This window comes from Olivibacter sp. LS-1 (assembly GCF_008245145.1).
Lineage (GTDB): Bacteria > Bacteroidota > Bacteroidia > Sphingobacteriales > Sphingobacteriaceae > Olivibacter > Olivibacter oleidegradans.
The window spans coordinates 1,005,126-1,026,290 of sequence record NZ_CP041643.1 but is presented as its reverse complement, the minus strand read 5'-3'; the positions used below and the strand labels follow the sequence as shown (position 1 = coordinate 1,026,290).

The 21,165-nt window shown below is 42.3% G+C and carries 13 protein-coding genes; 5 read left to right on the top strand and 8 right to left on the bottom strand.

What is annotated here, in order from left to right; genetic code table 11:
- Positions 1-14: 14 nt before the first annotated feature.
- Together FKG96_RS04095 and frr are read right to left on the bottom strand one after the other, a co-directional pair.
- Positions 15-2,387 carry a prolyl oligopeptidase family serine peptidase gene (locus FKG96_RS04095; RefSeq protein WP_130854557.1) on the bottom strand — a complete coding sequence of 791 codons (2,373 nt, stop codon included), beginning with the start codon at positions 2,385-2,387 and terminating at the stop codon, positions 15-17.
- A gap of 171 nt (positions 2,388-2,558) precedes the next feature.
- Positions 2,559-3,122, bottom strand: a complete 564-nt coding sequence (gene frr, locus FKG96_RS04090) for a ribosome recycling factor (protein WP_013664722.1) — start codon at positions 3,120-3,122, stop codon at positions 2,559-2,561.
- A gap of 894 nt (positions 3,123-4,016) precedes the next feature.
- Between frr and thrA the strand changes: the two genes are divergently transcribed.
- The 3 genes from thrA (at position 4,017) to thrC (ending at position 9,046) form a co-directional block, all read left to right on the top strand.
- Positions 4,017-6,464 (top strand): bifunctional aspartate kinase/homoserine dehydrogenase I, encoded by a 2,448-nt coding sequence (gene thrA / locus FKG96_RS04085; protein WP_130854558.1) that lies wholly within the window; start codon positions 4,017-4,019, stop codon positions 6,462-6,464.
- A 181-nt stretch (positions 6,465-6,645) separates the two neighbouring features.
- Positions 6,646-7,623 (top strand): homoserine kinase, encoded by a 978-nt coding sequence (locus tag FKG96_RS04080; protein ID WP_130854559.1) that lies wholly within the window; start codon positions 6,646-6,648, stop codon positions 7,621-7,623.
- Positions 7,624-7,732: 109 nt separating this feature from the next.
- Positions 7,733-9,046 carry a threonine synthase gene (gene thrC / locus FKG96_RS04075; RefSeq protein ID WP_130854560.1) on the top strand — a complete coding sequence of 438 codons (1,314 nt, stop codon included), beginning with the start codon at positions 7,733-7,735 and terminating at the stop codon, positions 9,044-9,046.
- Between the two features lie 62 nt (positions 9,047-9,108).
- Here the strand turns inward: thrC and metG are convergent, their stop codons facing one another.
- Positions 9,109-11,175 carry a methionine--tRNA ligase gene (gene metG, locus FKG96_RS04070; RefSeq protein ID WP_130854561.1) on the bottom strand — a complete coding sequence of 689 codons (2,067 nt, stop codon included), beginning with the start codon at positions 11,173-11,175 and terminating at the stop codon, positions 9,109-9,111.
- A gap of 156 nt (positions 11,176-11,331) precedes the next feature.
- Here metG and FKG96_RS04065 point away from each other — a divergent pair, with 156 nt between their 5' ends.
- Positions 11,332-12,240, top strand: coding sequence for an LD-carboxypeptidase (locus FKG96_RS04065; RefSeq protein ID WP_130854562.1), 909 nt, complete (start codon positions 11,332-11,334; stop codon positions 12,238-12,240).
- A gap of 123 nt (positions 12,241-12,363) precedes the next feature.
- A complete protein-coding gene (locus FKG96_RS04060; protein WP_130854563.1) occupies positions 12,364-12,768 on the top strand; it encodes a DoxX family protein in 405 nt (134 codons plus the stop codon).
- Positions 12,769-12,942: 174 nt separating this feature from the next.
- Here the strand turns inward: FKG96_RS04060 and FKG96_RS04055 are convergent, their stop codons facing one another.
- The 5 genes from FKG96_RS04055 to FKG96_RS04035 form a co-directional block, all read right to left on the bottom strand.
- A complete protein-coding gene (locus tag FKG96_RS04055) occupies positions 12,943-13,659 on the bottom strand; it encodes a DUF4397 domain-containing protein (protein WP_130854564.1) in 717 nt (238 codons plus the stop codon).
- Positions 13,660-13,977: 318 nt separating this feature from the next.
- Positions 13,978-16,305, bottom strand: a complete 2,328-nt coding sequence (gene bglX, locus FKG96_RS04050) for a beta-glucosidase BglX (RefSeq protein ID WP_256377655.1) — start codon at positions 16,303-16,305, stop codon at positions 13,978-13,980.
- 61 nt (positions 16,306-16,366) lie between these two features.
- Positions 16,367-18,127 (bottom strand): family 43 glycosylhydrolase, encoded by a 1,761-nt coding sequence (locus FKG96_RS04045; protein WP_130854565.1) that lies wholly within the window; start codon positions 18,125-18,127, stop codon positions 16,367-16,369.
- Positions 18,128-18,129: 2 nt separating this feature from the next.
- A complete protein-coding gene (locus FKG96_RS04040) occupies positions 18,130-19,497 on the bottom strand; it encodes a glucoamylase family protein (protein WP_130854566.1) in 1,368 nt (455 codons plus the stop codon).
- 141 nt (positions 19,498-19,638) lie between these two features.
- Positions 19,639-21,165 (bottom strand): RagB/SusD family nutrient uptake outer membrane protein, encoded by a 1,527-nt coding sequence (locus tag FKG96_RS04035; protein ID WP_130854567.1) that lies wholly within the window; start codon positions 21,163-21,165, stop codon positions 19,639-19,641.

Here is a 21,165-nt window from a genome sequence, read left to right as displayed (position 1 = left end):
ACGCATTGAAGGAGCTATTCGTTTATAAGTTTTTCCTCAAAAAGCTTTAAAATACGTTTGTATTCGTCGGTCCAGCTGCTAGGTTCTACAAAACCATGATCTTCCACGGGATATACAGCCAGTTCCCAATTATTCTTTCCAAGTTCAATCAAGCGCTGGCTAAGGCGTACAATATCCTGAAAATGAACATTAACATCCACCATACCATGACACATCAATAAATGTCCCCTCAAGCCCTCGGCGAAATTAATAGGAGAAGATTGTTGGTAGGCTTTGGGGTCATTAATCGGTTCATTTAAAATATTGGAAGTATAGCCGTGGTTATAATGCGCCCAATCGGTTACCGAACGTAAGGCTCCACCTGCTGTAAACACCTCCGGTTGCGTAAAGAGCGCCATCAAGGTAATAAAACCGCCGTAGGAGCCGCCATATATACCGATGTTTTTAGGATTAACTTGATATTTTTCCACTAGCAGCTTAGCCCCATCTACTTGGTCGGATAAATCTTTTCCTCCCATGTGTCGGTATATTCCGGTGCGATGGTTTCGTCCATAACCGGCACTTGCTGTGTAGTCGATGTCAAGGACGGTATAGCCAAGATCTGTTAACAGATTATGAAACATATATTCTCTAAAATAAGAACTCCACCAGTAGTGAACATTCTGCAAGTAGCCGGCACCATGAACAAAAATGACTGCCGGACTATTTTTCTTAGGCGTTTCCGGTCGGTACAAGCGAGCGTAAACACTATCTTGATGACGGTTGGTGAAACTAATGACTTCAGGCGAGCGCCAAGGGTAGGCTTTAAACTCGGCGCTTCGCGATTCGGTGATCTGCTTCGCTTTTGCACCCGGCCTGTTTTCTTGCAGATAAAGCTCCCAGGGCCTGTTACTACTTGAATAGCGTATCGCTAGCCATTTTTCGTCAGGCGAAAGGCTCACTTCGTTACCTCCCTTCATAGAGGTTATTTGCTGCAACGTTCCTCCACTAACCGGCATGCTGTAAAAATGTGTTATTCCGGGATGCTCTTTATTAGCTGTCAAATAAAACGTTTTTTTATCCTTTGAAAGAACGAGGTCTTGCACTTCAAATCGCCCTTTTGTTAATTGCTTTTTCACACGGGAGTCTACTGACATGCTGTAAAGATGCGAATATCCCGTTTGCTCGCTTTGAAAATAAATCTGATGGTCGTCAATCCATCCGACATTTTCTCCTCCCCAGCTTCCACCAATGCCAGGACCTGCAATCCATGCATCATCATGCTGTCTATCGATCATTTGTAAGGCTCCCGTGGACAGATCTAAAAGCGTTAACCAACGATCTTTATGATCCTGTGCATAAACCGTGATAAGAGCCTTGTTTCCGACAGGATTCCAATAAATGCCGGCTATATTAACCGCCCGATCTTTATCTAACTTAATTAGTGAATCTTTCTTCTCAGGATAATCGTTATAGAATGCAGGTATATCTTTTATCCCTTCTAAATTAGCGGTTGTAATACGCACAACCGTATCCTCCTTCACCTTATAAAGGTAGGCAGCTGTAGCACCCTGTTCTTCTCCAACCTTGTTTCTAGTCTGTATGTCTTCCGTATAACCGGATTCAGTTACATAGTTTGGTACGATCGTATTCCGATTATCTTTCGCAGGACTATATTTTATATAGGCAATATATTGCAAATTAGGGCTAGCAGCAATTGTTCTAACAATTTCATTTTCTGCTATAGGCAGCTCTCTCAGCAGTTTTATCCTTTGCAGTTCTTCTAACGAATCAGCTCGGTGTTTTTTCTGTTTACGATCGTTGAGCACGTCGAATAAAGTCAATTGATTTTCTTTAAGCCATTGATTTTGATCGGAGAGTTTAGGGGCGTCACCCTTCTTTTTGCTTCCCTTAACAAAATTGGTAAGCTGTTTTAATTCGCCATTTATCAAGGAGAGGCTGTATAAATTATTTTCACGTTTAAAGAAAACAACGTCTTCACGCACATTAAATTGAGGCTTAGACTCTTCCTCGATCGTCGCCGTCAATTGTTTTTCGCTGCGTGTTTTTAAATCATATATAAAAATATCACCACCCTTTACATATACCGCTCGATTTCCACTTCGATTGTATTGCGTTTGTTGTGTAAAACTTCGCGTCACATCCTCCTCTTGTCTTTTAGGCTCTTGATCACGCACCGTTATACTGTATAAGGGTGAATAATCCAGATTTTCCGGATTCCATCTAAAATAGATGTGCCCATCAAATTCTCCCCACCTAATATTTTCGGGCGACACGCCCATCCACTTAGGGTCGCGCATTATTTTTTCAACTGTTAAGTTAGTCTTTTGTTGTGCCCATACGGGATTGAAATAGGTTAAGATGATAAAAAGTAATATTCTCTTCATACGATGTAAACTTTGGTCTAAAAATACAAGCAATTTGTGATGGAAATGCGCTATTTGCGCAACAATTTAGTGGGTTAGTAAAGTTGTCGAATCGTCGAGTGGTTAACGGCAGCTACGAACAAAAAAACCACGGTGCGATCCGTGGTTTTTTCACTAATAATTTCAATTTCCTTAAACGGTCATAATATCTTTTTCTTTGGCTTCGGCTAATTTGTCAACTTTCGCGATAAAGTTATCGGTTAATTTTTGAACTTCACCTTCTCCCACCTTTATTTCATCTTCCGAGACACCATCATTTTTAAGCTTTTTAATTCCGTCATTAGCGTCCTTTCTGATGTTGCGAATAGCGACCTTTCCTTTTTCTGCCTCCTCCTTTACTTTTCTAACCAATTCCCTACGGCGCTCTTCGGTCAAAGGAGGAACCGCTAAACGGATAATATTACCGTCATTTTGTGGGTTTAATCCGATATTGGAATCAATAATAGCCCTTTCAATTGCACTTAATAAATTCTTTTCCCATGGTTGAATAACCAAGCTACGAGGGTCGGGCGTATTAATGTTTCCCACTTGAGATAATGGAGTAGGTGTTCCGTAGTAATCTACATTGATCCCGTCCAACATGGAAGGCATTGCTTTACCTGCGCGAATTTTTGTCAATTCTGATTCGGTATGCGAAATAGCTTTCTGCATGGAATCATTAGCGTCTTCTAACTGTAACTTTATTAGGTCATTCATATGAATACAATATTTTCTAAGGCTATAAGAAATAATTAAATGCTTATAACGATGAATATTTCATGCTATTGCAAAGATTTGCCCAAAAATAAGATTTTTTATTCAATGGCAAAACACCACAGAAAAGGGGCTGAAGTACCTGATCCATTTTAAAATAACTTTTTTTACCTTTGAAAGGTATCACGACCTCATTTCAATACACTAATCCTTCCCTTTCAGATTTTTTCAATTTTTGAATCTACGTCAAGTCCACGTGAAGTCCACCTTTATTCCACGTCAGATCCACCTATTCTTCTGTATACATTCGCTACCTATTTATGTTTTCCTGCTTTTCTATAGAGCGGATATAGTGCGAATATAGCGGCAACAACTACCTTACTGCATGTTAAGTGCCCTCTTGCAAGCCAAGCAGGCAGCAGTCAATACATACGGCCGGTTAAATACGGCTGCCTCATAAGGTTTTACTTGTTTTGTTCCACGAGAAACAATCGGATAAGTTGTTAGCAATAAGCTTGAAGCTTTGAGATGAGCCTGTGCTACCGCCACCGTTATTAATCATTCGGCGCTTCAGCCTACTGGTAGGCAGGCCTAATTCATCATTAAAAGTTACTTAAAACGTCCAACTAATAATACGCATTCGTATGCGAATTGCTAAAATCTAAAAAATATTAAAATTCTCTTGATAAATTAAAAATAAACCATTTACTTTACTGCCAATTACAAAAATGAAAGCAATTATATCTATTACAACATCCACAACGATTACCACCGGGATAGCAAAACACCGAGGGAAGTAATCTTTATGTTGTAATAACAGCGATAAAACATAAAAGGCGCTTCTCTCGATGAGAAAGCGCCTTTCTTATTTAATGACTTTAAGGATAAATAGAAAAAATGAAGATACTTAAGTTTGGAGGTACCTCAGTCGGATCGGCCGAAAGCATTAATGCATTATTGGACATCCTAAAACAAGGGTATGAACAGGGCGAAAAGCCAATTGTTGTCTTATCGGCCATGAGCGGAATTACAAACCTCCTTACCAAAATGGCTGAAGAAGCAGAACAAGGAATCAGCTTCGGCCCTGCTTTAAAGGAATTGGAATCGAGACACTTCACAGTTGTTAAGCAACTCATTCAAATTAAGAATCAGAATCCTGTTTTTACGCAACTTAAAATTTACTTAAATGAACTTGAGGATCTTTTACAAGGTGTATTAAATCTGCGGGAGCTGAGTTCACAAAGCAAGGATCTCATTGTGAGTTACGGTGAGCGTTGTTCCGCATTTTTGGTCTCTAAGATTGCGGCTCAGTACTTCCCGGAGAGTTTATTCGTCGAAGCCAGCTCCCTTATAAAAACCGATAGCAATTTTGGTAACGCACGGGTAGATTTACAACAAAGCGAATTACTCATCCGTCAGTTCGTGCAAGAAAATCCAGGCAAATTTTTATTTGTAACCGGCTTTATCGCTTCTAATGTCAATGGTCGGATTACTACCCTGGGAAGAGGAGGTAGTGACTATACAGCTGCTATTTTCGGTGCCGCATTACAGGCGGAAGCTATCGAAATATGGACCGATGTGGATGGTATGTTAACGGCAGATCCACGCATGGTAAAAAAAGCGTTTCCTTTACCGATTTTATCGTATACCGAGGCAATGGAGCTATCTTATTTTGGAGCGAAGGTGATCTACCCACCAACCATGATCCCCGCCTTCATGAAAAAGGTGCCTATTGTGATCCGCAATACATTTAATCCAAGCTTTCCAGGTACTATTATCCAATATGATAGCGGCAGAACATCTTATCCTATTAAAGGTATCTCCTCGATTAATGCCATTAGCGTTATCAATGTAAGCGGCAGTGGCATGATCGGCAAGGCCGGCTTTAGCGGTCGCTTATTCTCCTTGCTAGCGCATGAACAAATAAACATTGTGCTGATCACCCAGTCATCGTCCGAACATAGCATCACGTTTGCTGTTCATCCCGCAGATGCCTTAAGAGCCAAACATCTTATTGAAACTGAATTTGAACTGGAGCTGCTTGCAAAAAAATTAGAGCCCCCCGTCATAGAAAATGAATTATCGGTACTTGCTATCGTGGGTGAAAACATGAAACAAACCCCCGGCATGTCAGGCAGGTTATTCCATGCTTTGGGACGCAATGGTATTAATGTACGGGCTATTGCGCAAGGCTCATCGGAATACAACATTTCGGTTATTATTAGCCAAGCAGATCTGTCCAAAGCGCTGAATGCGGTACATGATGCTTTCTTTACAGCATTAAAGAAAACCTTACATGTTTTTAATCTTGGAACCGGCAATATCGGATCTACTTTGTTTAGGCAATTATTAGAACAGGAAGCTTTTCTGCGCGACAACAATGATATCCAGGTAAAGGTTGTCGGCATGAGTAATTCCCGCAAAATGTTATTTGATGTGGAAGGCATCTCATTGACCTCCTGGCAGACGGAATTGGACAGCAAAGGAGAAACTGCTTGCTTGGAGACCTTTATTAGCAGAATGCAACAATTAAATCTACCTAATTGTATATTTGTGGACAATACCGCAAGCGAGGAACCTACCAAGCACTATCTTAAAATCTTTGAATCGAATATATCGGTAGTGACCTGCAACAAAATTGCTAATTCCTCGAGCTACGCACAGTATAAACAATTACGCGATACGGCCAGAAGGCACGGCGTCGACTTTTTCTATGAGACGAATGTGGGCGCAGGTCTTCCGATTGTCCGCACGCTGAAAGACCTGATGACCAGTGGTGATCGTATTATCCGTATTGAGGCTATACTTTCGGGTACTATCTCTTATATTTTTAATAATTTCATTGGCGATGCTTCATTTCACGATGTAGTGAAGAAAGCCCAGGCCTTAGGCTATACGGAACCCGATCCTAGGGATGATTTACGAGGTACTGATTTTATGCGTAAGATGCTCATTTTGGCACGGGATAGCGGTTTAGCCATCGAAGCCAAGGACGTCGATCTAGGAGCGATTCTACCCAAAACCTGTTTAGATGCAGCGAGTGTTGAGGACTTTTACTTAGAACTGCAAAAGGAAGCGGCTTACTTCGATACGCTTAAAGAAAAAGCTCAACGGGAGAACCGAGCGATTCGTTATATCGGAAAATTGGAGGATGGAAAGGTATCCATTGCCTTGGAGCTGGTGGATGAAAAGCATCCCTTCTTCAACCTCTCGGGTAGCGATAACGTCATTTCATTCACTACTGAACGTTATAAAGAACGACCGTTAGTAGTAAAAGGACCGGGTGCCGGTAGTGAAGTCACGGCGGGCGGTGTATTTGCTGATTTGATGAACGCGGGAGCATAAATTACATGTGATAATTAGCTAATGTGAAAATGAGCCTATGAAAGGTTATAGCCAAATTACACTCAATGTACGTAATGCGAAATCGACCACTGAGACAAGATTTGCGTCTAACGACGGTAGGTCTTTTTACTTCCTGCCTGCGGTAGGCAGGTTTACTTTTGAATTTTTACTTATCTAATAAATGGAATTAACAACAGAAAAAGAACCCGCTGGTAAGGCCCGAAAAGAAAAAGACCGCGTGCATGTGTTTGCACCGGCTACCGTGGCTAACCTGGTATGCGGCTTTGATATCTTGGGACTAGCCCTGGACGAACCGGGAGATGAGGTGATTATGGAACGCTCGGACCGGCCTGGCGTTAAACTGTTAAAGATTACGGGCGATGACGGCCGATTACCGCTCGATCCGGCAAAGAATACGGTTAGCGCTTGTGTTCAGATGTTACTAAAGCATTTAAACCGTGAAGATGTGGGAGTGGAAATAGAGTTGCATAAACACATGCCTATCGGAAGTGGATTAGGATCCAGTGCTGCGAGTACGGTAGCTGGTTTATTCGCTATTAATCAGCTGCTTGGACAACCTTTAACGAAACAAGAATTGCTTCCTTTTGCGATGAAAGGCGAAGAATTGGCCTGTGGGCACGGGCACGCGGATAATGTAGCCCCTTCTTTATTTGGTGGTATTACCTTGATTAAAAGTTACGAGCCACTGGAAGTCGTGTCAATACCTGTTCCAAAAAGCTTATACTGCTCCGTAGTGTTTCCCCACGTAGATGTGCCAACGCGTGCTGCTCGGCAGATGATTCGTTCTAAAATCGAGCTGAAAGATGCGGTGGTTCAATGGGGCAATATTGCGGGCTTGGTAAGTGGTCTGTTTATGAGCGATTATGGCTTAATCGGTCGCAGTATGCAGGATGTCCTGATTGAACCTGTTCGTGCTATTCTGATTCCTGAATTTTATGAAATGCGACAAACTGCCATGGCAGCAGGAGCACTTGGGTTTGGCATCTCCGGCTCTGGACCCTCTGTCTTTGCCTTTGCCGATAACCATCCAACCGCATCGGACATCACCCGGCAAATTGTACAGCATCTGCAATCGAAAGGTATTGATAGCAACGGCTACGTTTCGGCAGTAAATCAACAGGGGCCGAGGGAGTTATAGTTTCGTTATTAGTTACTCGTTAATAGTTATTGGATTTAACTATACTACCAATAACTAACAACCAGATAATTAACAACAAACAACCAATAACTAACAACAAACAACCATCATGAAACTATACAGTACTAATAATAAAAAGCTAAGAGTTTCTTTTAAAGAAGCCGTATTTAACAGTTTGCCTTCAGATAAGGGGCTTTATATGCCTACCGAGATCCCTTCGCTTTCTGCGGATTTTATTAATAATCTTGAGCAGTTTACTTTACCCGATATCGCTTTTGAAGTGGCTCACCACTTAATTGGCGACAGCATTCCGGCCAATGATCTCCGATTATTAGTGGATGATGCTATCAATTTTGAAGCACCTGTAGTATCACTTGACGACCGTACGGCAGTACTAGAGCTTTTTCACGGACCATCCCTTGCCTTTAAAGATTTCGGTGCCCGATTTATGAGTCGCGTTATGGGTTATTTTTCTAAAACCGAGGAAAACAGCAAGCTTTTAGATGTATTGGTAGCCACTTCGGGAGACACGGGAGGAGCCGTGGCTTTAGGTTTTCTAGGTGTAGAAGGCACTCGGGTAACCATTTTATATCCTAAGGGTAAAGTAAGCCCTATTCAAGAGCAACAGCTGACCCGTAACGGCCAGAATATTCGAGCCATTGAGGTCGATGGCTCCTTTGACGACTGCCAGGCTTTGGTAAAAGAGGCGTTCAATGATGCTGAACTTAATCAACGGTTCCGATTAACATCTGCCAACTCGATTAATATAGCCCGTTTGATTCCACAGACCTTTTATTACTTCAATGCCTATGCGCAAATGAAGAGAAAAGGAATAACTGATATCGTTTTTTCTGTTCCCAGCGGAAACTTCGGTAATATTGGCGCTGGCTTATTAGCCTATAAAATGGGTTTACCTGTTAGGCAGTTTTTAGCTGCTACTAACGTGAATGATACGGTTCCACGTTTCCTATCAGACGGCTACTATGAACCGCGCCCCTCAATAGCCACCCTATCTAACGCAATGGATGTAGGCAATCCAAGCAACTGGGTTCGCATTATGGATCTTTTTGAAGACGATCGCGCGTTATTGAAAGAAACGGTAACAGCTTACGCGTATAGCGACGAGGAGACCCGCAGTGCTATTGACGAGCTTTATAGCAGCTATCAATATCTTGCCTGCCCACACACCGCCATCGCTTACTTAGCAGGGCAAGCTTATAAAAAAGAGCAAGGTGGAAACTATACAACTATATTTTTATCAACTGCACACCCATGCAAGTTTCCCGATGTATTTTCTGAAGAAAAACAGAAAGCCATCTTCATACCTGAACAAGTAAAAGAATTGGAAAGTAAACCCAGCCAAAAAGAGGAACTTGGAGCTGATTACGAAGCTTTTAAGCAGTGGCTGCAGGAAGAGTTATAAGTGATAAGTTATACGTTGTAAGTTTAGGGTTAGCCTTATAACGTATAACTTATAACATAAAACTACCTAACAACGCTTCCTGGTTGGATATTTGATTGCGGCGCCACGAAATCAAGGCGTCCATCGGCATCCTCGGCCATCAAGATCATCCCTTGTGAGAGAATGCCTTTGATTTCCCGCGGTTCTAAATTGACTAATATAGAAACTTGTCTTCCAATAATATCTTCAGGATTAAAGAATTCCGCAATGCCTGATACTACCGTGCGTTGATCAATTCCTGTATCAATTGTCAACTTCAGCAACTTCTTTGTCTTCGCCACCTTTTCGGCTGTTAAGATTTTGCCGACGCGAATGTCGAGGAGTGTAAATTGATCAAAGGCAATGTTCGCCTTCGCCGGCTCCGCGGTGCTTGTTTGCGTTTTTGCGTTGTCGACCTTAGCCTGTGCTAATTTGGCTAGCTGCGCATCGATTTGTTCGTCCGCTATTTTTTCAAAAAGCAATTGTACCTCGCCCAATTGATGATCGTTTTCCAACAAATTAGGATTACCGGCAGCCGTCCAATCCCGATCCTGAAAATTTAACATCTGGAATAGCTTTTCTGCCGTATGCGGTAAAAAAGGCTGCGCCAATACCGCCAAATTAGCGGCAATCTGCAAACCGATATTAAGCACTGTTTTCACGCGGTCTTCATCCGTCTTGATTAATTTCCAAGGCTCCTCATCGGCTAAATATTTATTCCCTAAACGCGCCACATTCATAAAATGCGCCAGGGCTTCTCGAAACCGATATTGACTTAGCGAAGAACTAATGGTTTTAGGATAACGCTCCAACTCGGAGAGCACTAATTTATCTTTATCGCTAAGCTCGCCCCCAGCCTTCACTTTACCATCAAAGTATTTATGAGATAAGACCAGTACACGGTTGATAAAATTACCGAATATGGCTACTAATTCATTATTCACACGTGCTTGAAAATCCTTCCAGGTAAACTCACTATCCGATGTTTCCGGCAAAATAGAGGTCAAAACATAACGTAGCTCGTCTTGCTTACCCGGAAAATCAGCCAAGTACTCGTGCAACCATACCGCATGGTTTCTAGAAGTTGACAACTTATCTCCTTCTAAATTCAAAAATTCGTTTGCAGGAATATTTTCCGGCAAAACATATTCACCATGTGCATGCAAAATAGAAGGAAATATAATGCAGTGGAAGACAATATTATCCTTCCCAATAAAATGTATCAAGCAGGCGTCATCCGCTGGATTTTCCTGCTTCTTCCAGTATTTTTCCCAGTCTTTCCCGGTATCTAAGGCCCATTGCTTCGTAGCTGATATATAGCCTATAGGCGCATCTAACCAAACGTATAACTTTTTTCCCTTTGCTTCTTCTAAAGGAACATCCACTCCCCAATCCAAATCACGGGTCATGGATCGTGCTTGCAGACCGGATTTTAACCAAGAGCTGCATTGACCATATACATTTGATTTTAAAATATCCTTTTTACCTTCCAATAACCATTTTTCCAGCCAAGCTTGATATTTATCTAAAGGCAAATACCAGTGTTTGGTTTCACGAAGTACAGGTGTTTTACCACTTAAGGTCGATTTTGGATTGATTAAATCCGTTGGGCTCAAGGAGGTTCCGCATTTTTCGCATTGGTCACCATAAGCTCCTTCGTTATGGCAATTCGGACAGGTCCCTACAATGTAGCGATCGGCCAAAAATTGATGATATTCTTCGTCGTAATACTGCTCTGAGTATTTCTCCACAAACTCCCCTTTATCATAGAGGTTGAGGAAGAATTCTTGCGAAAGCTCGTGATGAATTTTGGAAGAGGTACGATGATAGATATCGAAAGAAATGCCGAACTGTTCAAAACTCTCTTTTATCTGTGCATTATACTTGTCGATTATTTCTTGAGGCGTAATCCCTTCTTTTTTGGCTTTTATAGTAATTGCAGCCCCATGCTCATCCGAACCACAGACAAAAGCCACCTCTTTGTTGTTCATCCGCAAAAAGCGCACGAAGATATCGGCAGGAATATAGGCTCCGGCGAGGTGACCGATATGTAAAGGCCCATTGGCATACGGCAGGGCAGAAGTGATGGTATAACGTTTAAAATCTTTCATTTTGTTGTAACAAGTTGTACGTGTTAAGTTGTACGTTTTAAGCAGTAGATAGTACTTATTACTTACAACTTATCACTTATAACGCGAGCGCTTTTTTCAAAAATGATTTGTTAATTCGGCAAAGATACATCAATTTGCACTTCATAATAAACAGATATGAAGAAAACACCTCCTTATTTAAAAAAAGGTGACAAGGTGGGTATTGTATGCCCGGCATGGAAGGTAGATAATGATTTGGAAGACGCTATAGCGCTCTTAAAATCGTGGGATCTTGACGTTGTGGTCGGTAAAACCGTTCACAGCAGCTACCGGCAGTATGCGGGCAGCGATGAACTGCGGGCACAGGACTTCCAATCCATGCTCGATAACGACGAAATAAAAGCTGTCTTTGCAGCGAGAGGTGGCTATGGCTGTGTGCGGATGATTGATTTAGTGAATTTCTCACATTTTGTTGCAAAGCCCAAATGGATTATCGGATTCAGTGATGTGACTGTTATTCATAGCCATATTCACAGAAATTTTGGAATCCCAACCATACATGGGCAAATGCCTATTACCATTCCTGATGCTACCAAGGAATCATTGCTCAGCTTAAAGGATACGCTTTTTGGTGAAATGCCGTCATACGAATATCAAAGTGAACATACGAATATCCCGGGTGAAGGTGAAGGCGTCGTGATTGGAGGTAACTTGGCTCTACTGGTTAACGTACTGGGCTCGGTTTCCGACATGGACTATGATGGAAAAATTTTGTTTATTGAAGATGTGGGAGAGTTCTATTATTCCATCGACCGAATGTTGTGGACTTTGAAACGAGCAGGAAAACTAAAAAATTTGAAAGGTCTTTTGGTAGGTGGCTTCACCAACTTAAAAGATAATAAAGTACCCTTTGGAATCACGCTAGAAGAGCTGATTTTGGAAATCGTAGGCGAATACGGTTATCCGGTTGCCTTTGACTTTCCGGCAGGACACATTGATAATAACTACACCTTAATTTTTGGTGCGCAAGCTAGTTTAAGTGTCAATGAGCACCATGTATGTTTGGCTTATATAGATGAGCAGTAGGCTATAGGCAGTAGGCAATAGGCAATAGGTGTAAGGGGATAAGGTGTAAGGCTTGGAGGTATAGTTGCTAGTTGCGAGTTGCCAGCTTTTTGAATTTTGAATTTTAAATTTTTACTTAAAAAAATGGCAATACTTTCGACTCTTGGAAATTACAAAAACACGGGATTATTGATTATCCGCTTGGCGCTAGGCGCCATGTTTATTACCTATGGATATCCAAAAATTATGGGTGGCCCCGAAATGTGGAGGGGTGTAGGCACTTCGATGAACCATGTTGGCATTACTTTTGGTTATATGTTTTGGGGTTTTCTTGCAGCGGTTACGGAAACCTTAGGCGGTTTTCTATTAATCATAGGTCTAGCTTTTAGACCAGCTGCTTTGTTACTGGCTTTCGTCATGCTGGTGGCTGCGCTGCATCATTACAAGACCGAAGGCTTTATGTCGGCCGGGCATCCAATAGAGCTCTTATTTGTCTTTATAGGTTTGGCCTTAGTAGGACCCGGAAAATATAGTGTGGATAAACGTTAAGATTATGGGAGAGCGGCGATGGCCAATCAATTCACAGACAGATTAAAAGAAGAACTAAAAAAGCCAATCTACAAATATGCATTTGGATTGGCTTTTATTTTATTAATCATTGCCCTATCGCTTCGCTTTGGTTATTTGCTCGGCGAATGGTTGTATGCTTTGTTTCATTAACCATTAATGTTGGAATATCCCAACTACCATTGGCTTTTGTGCATTTCCGTTGATTCCTCTTGTTAATATTGTATAATATCGACCAGCGCTTAATGTTGCAGCTTCATCTCGTAGGGCTAATTGCGTGCCATTCATATCCGTTACTTGAATTGTATATGAACCCTGATTGGTTGCAATGAATCCGGCATTGGCTGTAGCGGAGGTCTGATTATCAACCGGACGGTCATTAAATACATTAGTAGGGGTGCCGTTTTGAATCAAATTAACCTTTACGGATGGTGTGTTTTCTGATAAATTGAAGAATCGGATATATGCTTTACTCGCATCGAAATTAGTTGCATCTCTGTCTTCTACAAAGATACTTGATACGGTATCTTGATAGCCGTAAATAACAGACGTGTAAGTAGCACTGTCTCTTACGTTTATAGTAGAATCTACCAGTACATCATTTGTCCCTGTTACTATTGCTCTAAACTTTCTCGTTCCTGGAATCGTTCTCCCTAATCCATATGGAATGTACTTCCCATAAGGAACAAAGCTATTGTTTACCAAATTGTTATCCAAGACAATATCCAAACGATCTACTCCAGCATAGGCATTCACATAATTCACGTAGGCGGTTGGGATGTAAACATAATCATCATCGTCATTACATGCGCTAAAAGTTAATCCTCCCACAAACAACATCATCAAGAGGACAAAGTAATTTTTCGTTTTCATATTCCTTTTTTGTTTAGTTTATCTTTCATTACACAACCTACATAACGGAATAGGATTTGAAAAAGCTACAGGTCTTATAAGTTGTAGTTTGTTGGTGATGAACGGTGTTTTGTAGTGATGCCTACCTGCCGGTAGGCAGGAATTATGAAGGATGAATTATCAATGCTATATATACGACGATTGCAAGTAGCAGTAACTTTGCATGAGCCAGGTAATGCTAAGTTCGTGCGATCAATTCGCTCGCCAGCATACCTAATCGATAGTATTAGCTAATCGGCTAATGATCACATTGGCTAATTAGCTAATAATAAACTGACTTTACTGCAACTTAAACTGAGCCTCTTTCACATCGCGCGAATTGCCTCCCACAAAAGCTTTGAAATCACCCGGTTCTGCTACATACTGCAAGTCGGCATTATAAAACTTCAGATCTTCTGCAGAAAGATGGAAAACCACCTGTTTGCTCTCGCCTGCCTTTAGTTCAATTTTTTGAAACGCTTTAAGTTCTTTAACCGGACGGGTTATACTGCCAACCAAGTCCTGCGTATATAATTGCACCACTTCTTTACCGGCCATCTTCCCTGTATTGGTCACCGTAACCGATACCGCTAAAGAATCTCCCGCACTGAACGCGTTCTTGCTTAATTTGATATCGCTATAAGCAAATGAGGTATAACTTAAACCGTAACCAAAGGGGTAGAGCGGTTCATTATTCACGTCTAAGTAATTGGAGCGGAACTTTTGGAACCATTTTCCCTCCGCTAGCGGTCTACCGGTGTTTTTATGGCTATAATAAATTGGTATTTGTCCTACATTTTTAGGAAAAGTGGCTGTGATCTTACCGGAAGGGTTGACATCACCAAACAACACGTCGGTAATGGCTTTAGCAGCTTGCGTACCACCGAACCATACATTCAAAATAGCGGGTACATGGGCCTGCTCCCAAGTGAGTGTAAGCGGTCGACCGGCAAAAACCACCAATACCACCGGCTTTCCTGTTTTCAATAAAGCGGCGAGTAAGCGCTGTTGCACGGCAGGGATATTCAGGTCCGTACGACTCGAACTTTCTCCGCTCATTTCCGAACTTTCTCCCAATGCGGCCACCACCACATCCGCCTGTTGCGCTGTCTTTACCGCCTCTTGTATCAAAGCTTCTTCCGAGCGATTATCTCGGGGAATTTCCCGACCGAACATCGTAGCCCGTTCTTGATAAGCGGCATCTTCCAATAAGTTTGATCCCAAGCTATGCAGTATTTTCACGTTCGACCCTAGCACTTCCTGCATACCTTCCAGTAATGACTGTGTATTCTTTAAATCCGCATTGACGCTCCACGTTCCGGGCATATTGCTTCCGGTATTGGCCAGTGGACCGATTAAAGCTACAGTCCCGGATTTTTTCAATGGCAAGACATTATTTTCGTTTTTTAACAACACAAAAGATTGTGCCGCTACTTCACGTGCAAAATCTAAATGTTCCTTTGCTAGGATCTCTTTCTTTGCACGTTCCTCACTGCAATATTTATACGGATCATCAAAAAGCCCTAGTTTATACTTGGCTTCCAATACATTTCTACAAGCACGATCAATATCGGCCTCGCTGACTTTTCCTTCTTGTAACGACTTCTTCAAGGTTGTTAGGAAGCCTTCTCCTACCATATCCATATCAACACCGGCCTTAAGGGATAAAGCGGAAACCTGTTGCAGATCGCCCAAACCATGATCAATCAATTCATTGATCGCAGTGTAGTCGGTAGCGACCATCCCTTTAAATCCCCATTGTTTCCGTAGCACATCGGTTAATAACCAGTGGTTAGCGGTAGCAGGTACGCCGTTGATATCATTAAAAGACGTCATAATGCTGCCCGCCCCTGCGTCCACTGCAGCCTTATAGGGTGGAAGATAATCGTTATACATACGATGCAAACTCATATCCGTTGTATTATAGTCGCGCCCAGCTTCAGCGGCACCGTATAGGGCAAAGTGTTTTACACAGGCCATCAGGGTATTATTCGCTGCCAGATCGTTGCCCTGTAAGCCACGCACCATGGCGGCAGCGATTTGCGAACCTAGATACGTGTCCTCGCCGCTTCCTTCGGAAATACGCCCCCACCGCGGATCACGTGAAATATCAACCATCGGGGAATAAGCCCAATTTAAGCCATCGGCGCTCGCTTCCGTTGCGGCAATGCGTGCTGTCTTTTCAATTAAGGCCAAATCCCAAGTCGCCGAAAGCCCCAAGGGGATTGGAAAAAGTGTTTTATAACCATGTATCACATCCTGTCCGAATATTAAGGGGATCTTCAGTCTACTGTGATTGACAGCCAATTCCTGTGTTTTCCTTACGCGATCAGGCGTAGTTAAGCTAAATACACCTCCCACTTGACCAGCTTTGATTTTGCTTTCCAGATCAGTACTTACAGCTGATCCCGTAGTTGCTTCTCCTCCGGTGGGCAAATTTAACTGGCCGATCTTTTCGTCAACGGTCATCTTGGCCATCAATTCATCAATAAAAGCCTTCATCTTGCTTTTATCTGTCGGCTTGATCGCCAATGTGGGTTTCTTATCTACCTTTCGCTGTGCTTGTGTCGTACATGGTACTGCCATCATCAGCGCAATTGCCATGCTTGGTATGATTAGTTTGTTCATGTTTTACTAGTTGTTAGGTCTTAGGCGTTAACTAATAGCTAATACCTAAAAGCTAATCGCTTTATTTCACTTCCTGTACCTTCGTTCTTTCAGATACACCGTTTTCATTAAAAGCTTCGATGGCAAAATAATAAGTTTGATCAGTCGTCAAGCTCTTCATATCCAGTTTATTGTTATCATATACCATCCATGCGCTATATAGTTTATCTGGTGCAATACCCCATAAGACATTATAGCCTTGCGCGGTTTTCTGTTGATTCCATGTTATGGTAACATCCCTTTTATCTTGATGCCTCTTTACTTGGAAGTTGTTGACCCTAGCAGGTTTTTTCCCTTCACCTCTGCCAAAAACACGTATTCCGGAAATAGCGAGGTGAGGAGTCGGCACGTGTATATTTTTATAACGGACATATCGAATACGTTCCGGAGAAGCTAAAGAAACATATTCATTCGGCACATCCTGTAGGCTATTCCGTTTGTCAACAATCACTTTCCAATTCTTTCCATCCAATGACCCTTCTAGGATATATTGATGCTTAAGGCCCGGAATCCGTCCATACATATCCGATTTATAATCATGATAGTTGATTTGTATAGCATGTACCGCTGCCGGCTTCAAGAGGTCGATCTGCACCCATTGTTTATCATCATTCGCTGCCGCCAGCCAGAAAGTTTTTATACTTTCATCTACGATATGTTGGGCATTGAACTCCCCCGCAGTTGATGAAACGGAAACAGGTTTATGATAGGATAATAACATCCATTCCGTGAATTCACCTTGCTTCGGGCTTCCCGAAGCATAGTGCGGATAATCGCCGAAACGGGTGTTAGTATACATTAAGCCATCATCATCAAAATAGGTCGGAAACATACAGATGCGCCTTTCCCATCCCACATTGACTGAAACGGCCATCGATCCGAAATGCCAATATTGATTTTCTGATCCTAATACCGTACTACCATGCCCGGCGCCATTGGCAAAGCCTCCCGGTTTATAGGCGATGGGGTTATTTGGCGCGTAACGATAGGGGCCGAGCGGGTGATCACTGACATAAACGCCATCACCATAGACATTAAACTCCGTACCCGGTGCAGCATACTGCATATAATACCTGTTACCATATTTGGTTAGCCATGGCCCTTCGATATAGCCTCCGAGAACCGTATCTTGATGATTTTCGCCAAAGCGCTCCCATCCGTGTCTGTCCGGATCTAAATTAAATAGCTCATAAGTTTTCTCTGAAGGCCTGAACCGCTTATACCGATCCAGCGTTTTCGCTCTGATCGGAAATTTATTAGAAGATCCCCAAAACATGTAAGCCTGGCCGTCATCATCTATAAAAAGATCCGGATCTTGCAAATCATTTAGAATAGCAGGAACCGCTTTCCAATCTCCTTTTTTTGGATTATCTGTATAAAGAATGCTCATAGAGCCCGAAGGATCCCCGGTCACGTAAAGTACAGAATCTTTATAATTGTGTGCTGCCGGAGCGTTAGAGCCTTGGAAGTACCATTTTTCCGGTGTAATAAAATTCCAGTTTGTTAAGTCGGTAGAATGCCAATAACCCATTGACCGTGTAACGAACATATAATATTCTCCCCGGAATTTTACAACAGCGGGATCAGCGCCCGAACGGTAAGAAATATCGTTATGGGCATTGTAGATCATATAAGTATAATCCAGATTGAGCGGATTACAATAAGTCTGCTGATGTTGCGCATGTACCTGGAGGTGTAATCCGAATACTAAAAAAACGAAAACTGCCCTTCTAATAATCGGCCAATGGGTAACACCTCTGGTGGCTAACAACTGATAATTCATAACTATAAAGTATGTTGACTACTTGAAAAACCTAATTTCTTTAATCCCTCCTTTACTTCCGGAGCACTCATAAATAAATTCCAAAGCAACCCACTCCGTTCATTTTCGATCATGACAGGTATCGGTCCTTGATCAATCGCTAAATAACGTTGAGGAAACCAATTGTCCGTTTCACTATAAGCATCATAAAATCCATATTTTCCCCATACTTTATTGCCTAGTTGATCATAAAGATAACGGATGACTTCCATACTATATTCAGGCGTATAAGGATAAGAAGACAAGGCTGCTGTCGGACTGATTACACCTAAATCCTCTTTGGGGCTATGCCCCGCATATCCTTTCACTGAATAACTTGCAGTTAAACCCCAAGCATTGGCACCGTAGCCTTTAAAATGTTTGGGGTTCTCGATGCAGTATTGGCGTTGAATGAGGGTTTGATTCTTATTGAGTTCCCAATAATCGGCGTATTGGTCTTTCAAGCCTCTCGGATCTAACCCTAGATAGGAATAATGAGCCCAGAACATAGGTCCAACAGTTCCTTTATGTCCATTAAAGTCCAAAACGATTTTATGTCCGTACTGTTCCGCATCGGTTTTAATTTTTCCACTCTTTGCCCAACCTTCGTGGTATACCGCGGCAGGTACGCCATGCGTAGGAGACGCAGCCGCTAACACATACATAATCAGGCATTCGTTATAGCCCGTTACCGGAAAATTCATTTCCCAGCCATATTCAGGGCTCCAATGCCAGTATAATACATTCTGCCCACCTTTACGATACCAACTCCAATCGATTTCCTTCCACAATTGATCCGCTTTGTCCGCAACCGCTTTCTCCTGCTCATTGCCCCCCGCCAAATACTGTCGTACGCATAGGAGGCTTTGCGCCATAAAGGCTGTCTCTACCAAATCGCCGCCATTATCTTTTTGGCCAAAGGGCTTTACTTTACCGGTAGGGCCATGCAACCAATGAGGCCATGCACCATGAAAACGATCTGCCTTCTCCAGATAATTAACAATTTGCTCTAGTCTTTGTACTCCGGCTTGACGCGTAATAAAACCACGTTCCATTCCGACCAAAATATTCATAACACCGAAACCACCCCCACCAATGGTTACCACATCTTGATCATTCTCCGGATACACACCGTCTAGATGAATTCGTTCACGTGCTAAGCCAGACGTCTTTTCAGCTCCTTCCCAGAAATATTGAAAGGTTTGCTGTTGTACAAGCGTCAGTAAGGAATCGTTGGAAAGCGTATCCGTCTTTTCTTCTGATTGTTGCGCTTCTTTATTAGAGGGCGACTGAGAACAGGAAAAGGAAAGAGACAGAATTGCTAATAATAATACGTAAGAAGAAACTTTCATTGATGTTTGTTTTTGGTGATGAAGCCCGCCCAAGCTATTACACATTTTTTTGGTGTAGTAACTCAGACAGGTTCGTTTGTATCTGAAGGAAGGTATCAACAAATCTGGAAGGTAAGACTTCCAGATTTGCAAGTTGTCGAATTAATAGCCTGGATTTTGCCGCAATCTATTTTCACTAGCAATGATCTCGTTTTGAGGAATTGGAAATAGCTCATGCTTGCCATCCACAAACTGCTTACCTTGCGCCCTCAAAATAGCTCCTGCTTGACCGGTGCGAACCAAGTCGAAAAAACGGTCAAATTCCATCGCCATTTCGAGCCGTCTTTCATTCCAGATTAACCGACGAAGTTCATCTTGACCTGCGGCTTGGATATCAGGTACTGCATTTGGGTTGTTTCCTCTTGCTCTCGCTCTAATCGCGTTTACCGAAGATAACGCTACAGAAGTATTGCCTAACTCATTAGCCGCTTCGGCCCGGATAAGGTATATTTCGCCCATACGGAGAATCCGAATGTTCACATTCGAGTAGTCGGTACTCCCTCCATACGTTTCCTTTAAAATGCTTTGATAAGCTTTGTAGTTATATCTTGGATTAAATGCCGATATTACGCGCACTCCGTCAAAAAGTGTATTCCCTACACTGATGATTGTCGCATCCCGTCTCACATCACCTTCACTATAAGCGTTATACAGATCAGCGCTAGGCGTATTGAACCCCCATCCTTGAAATACTTGTGAAGAAGGCACATTAAAGGCTCCCTCTTTGATGCCTTGCACTTGACTAAATTGTTGAACACTGCTATTTCTCAATCCACTGCTTTGGATTTCGAATAAGGATTCGGAAGAGTTTTCTCCCGACTCTCTCCAAATAGTAGTATAATCGTTTACTAATCCATAAGCTCCCACGGCCCCATTGATAATACTATCCGTCAAGGAATAAGCACGATTCCATTCCTTTCTGTACATAGACACCTTTGCCAACAGACCTGCAGCCGCACCCATGGTAGCTCGTCCCAAATCCTGCGCAGCATATTCGGTGTTCTTCGGCAAGTTGTTTAACGCAAATTCTAAATCGCTCTTAATAAATGCATAAATTGAATCAGCTGGTAACTGTGTATATGCTGTTTCACGTTCTTCGACATTTTCGTAATCTATAACACGGTCTATTTTTGGGACGTTTCCAAACATTCTAACCAAGTTAAAATAATAGTATGCTCTCAGAAAACGTACTTCTGCAGCATATCGAGTTTTCAAAGCCTCCTCTATAGAAAATTGTGGAACATTTTCCAGAGCCCGGTTACAATAATTTACACCTAAATAGTTGCTGCTCCACATACTATAAAAGGATGGAGTTGACGCGCTAAAAGTGAAGTTATCCAATTGGTCTTTATCGGATCCGGTATCACCCGGCGAGCTTCCTTTGTCTGCATCATCAGAAGTAATACTTGTCACGCCGATCCAAGCAAAGGAACTTTGATCCCAAGTAAGGAGGTTGGTATAAGCTGAATTGACGAAGCGTTGAGCATTCTGGGGATTAGTAAATGTTGAATCGTCGCCTGAAACCTGATTTTCGGGAGCGGGATTTAACCAGTCTTTACTGCATGAGGATACAACTATACCTAAAATAAGGACAGTTAGTATACTGATATGATGGATGAATTTCTTCAT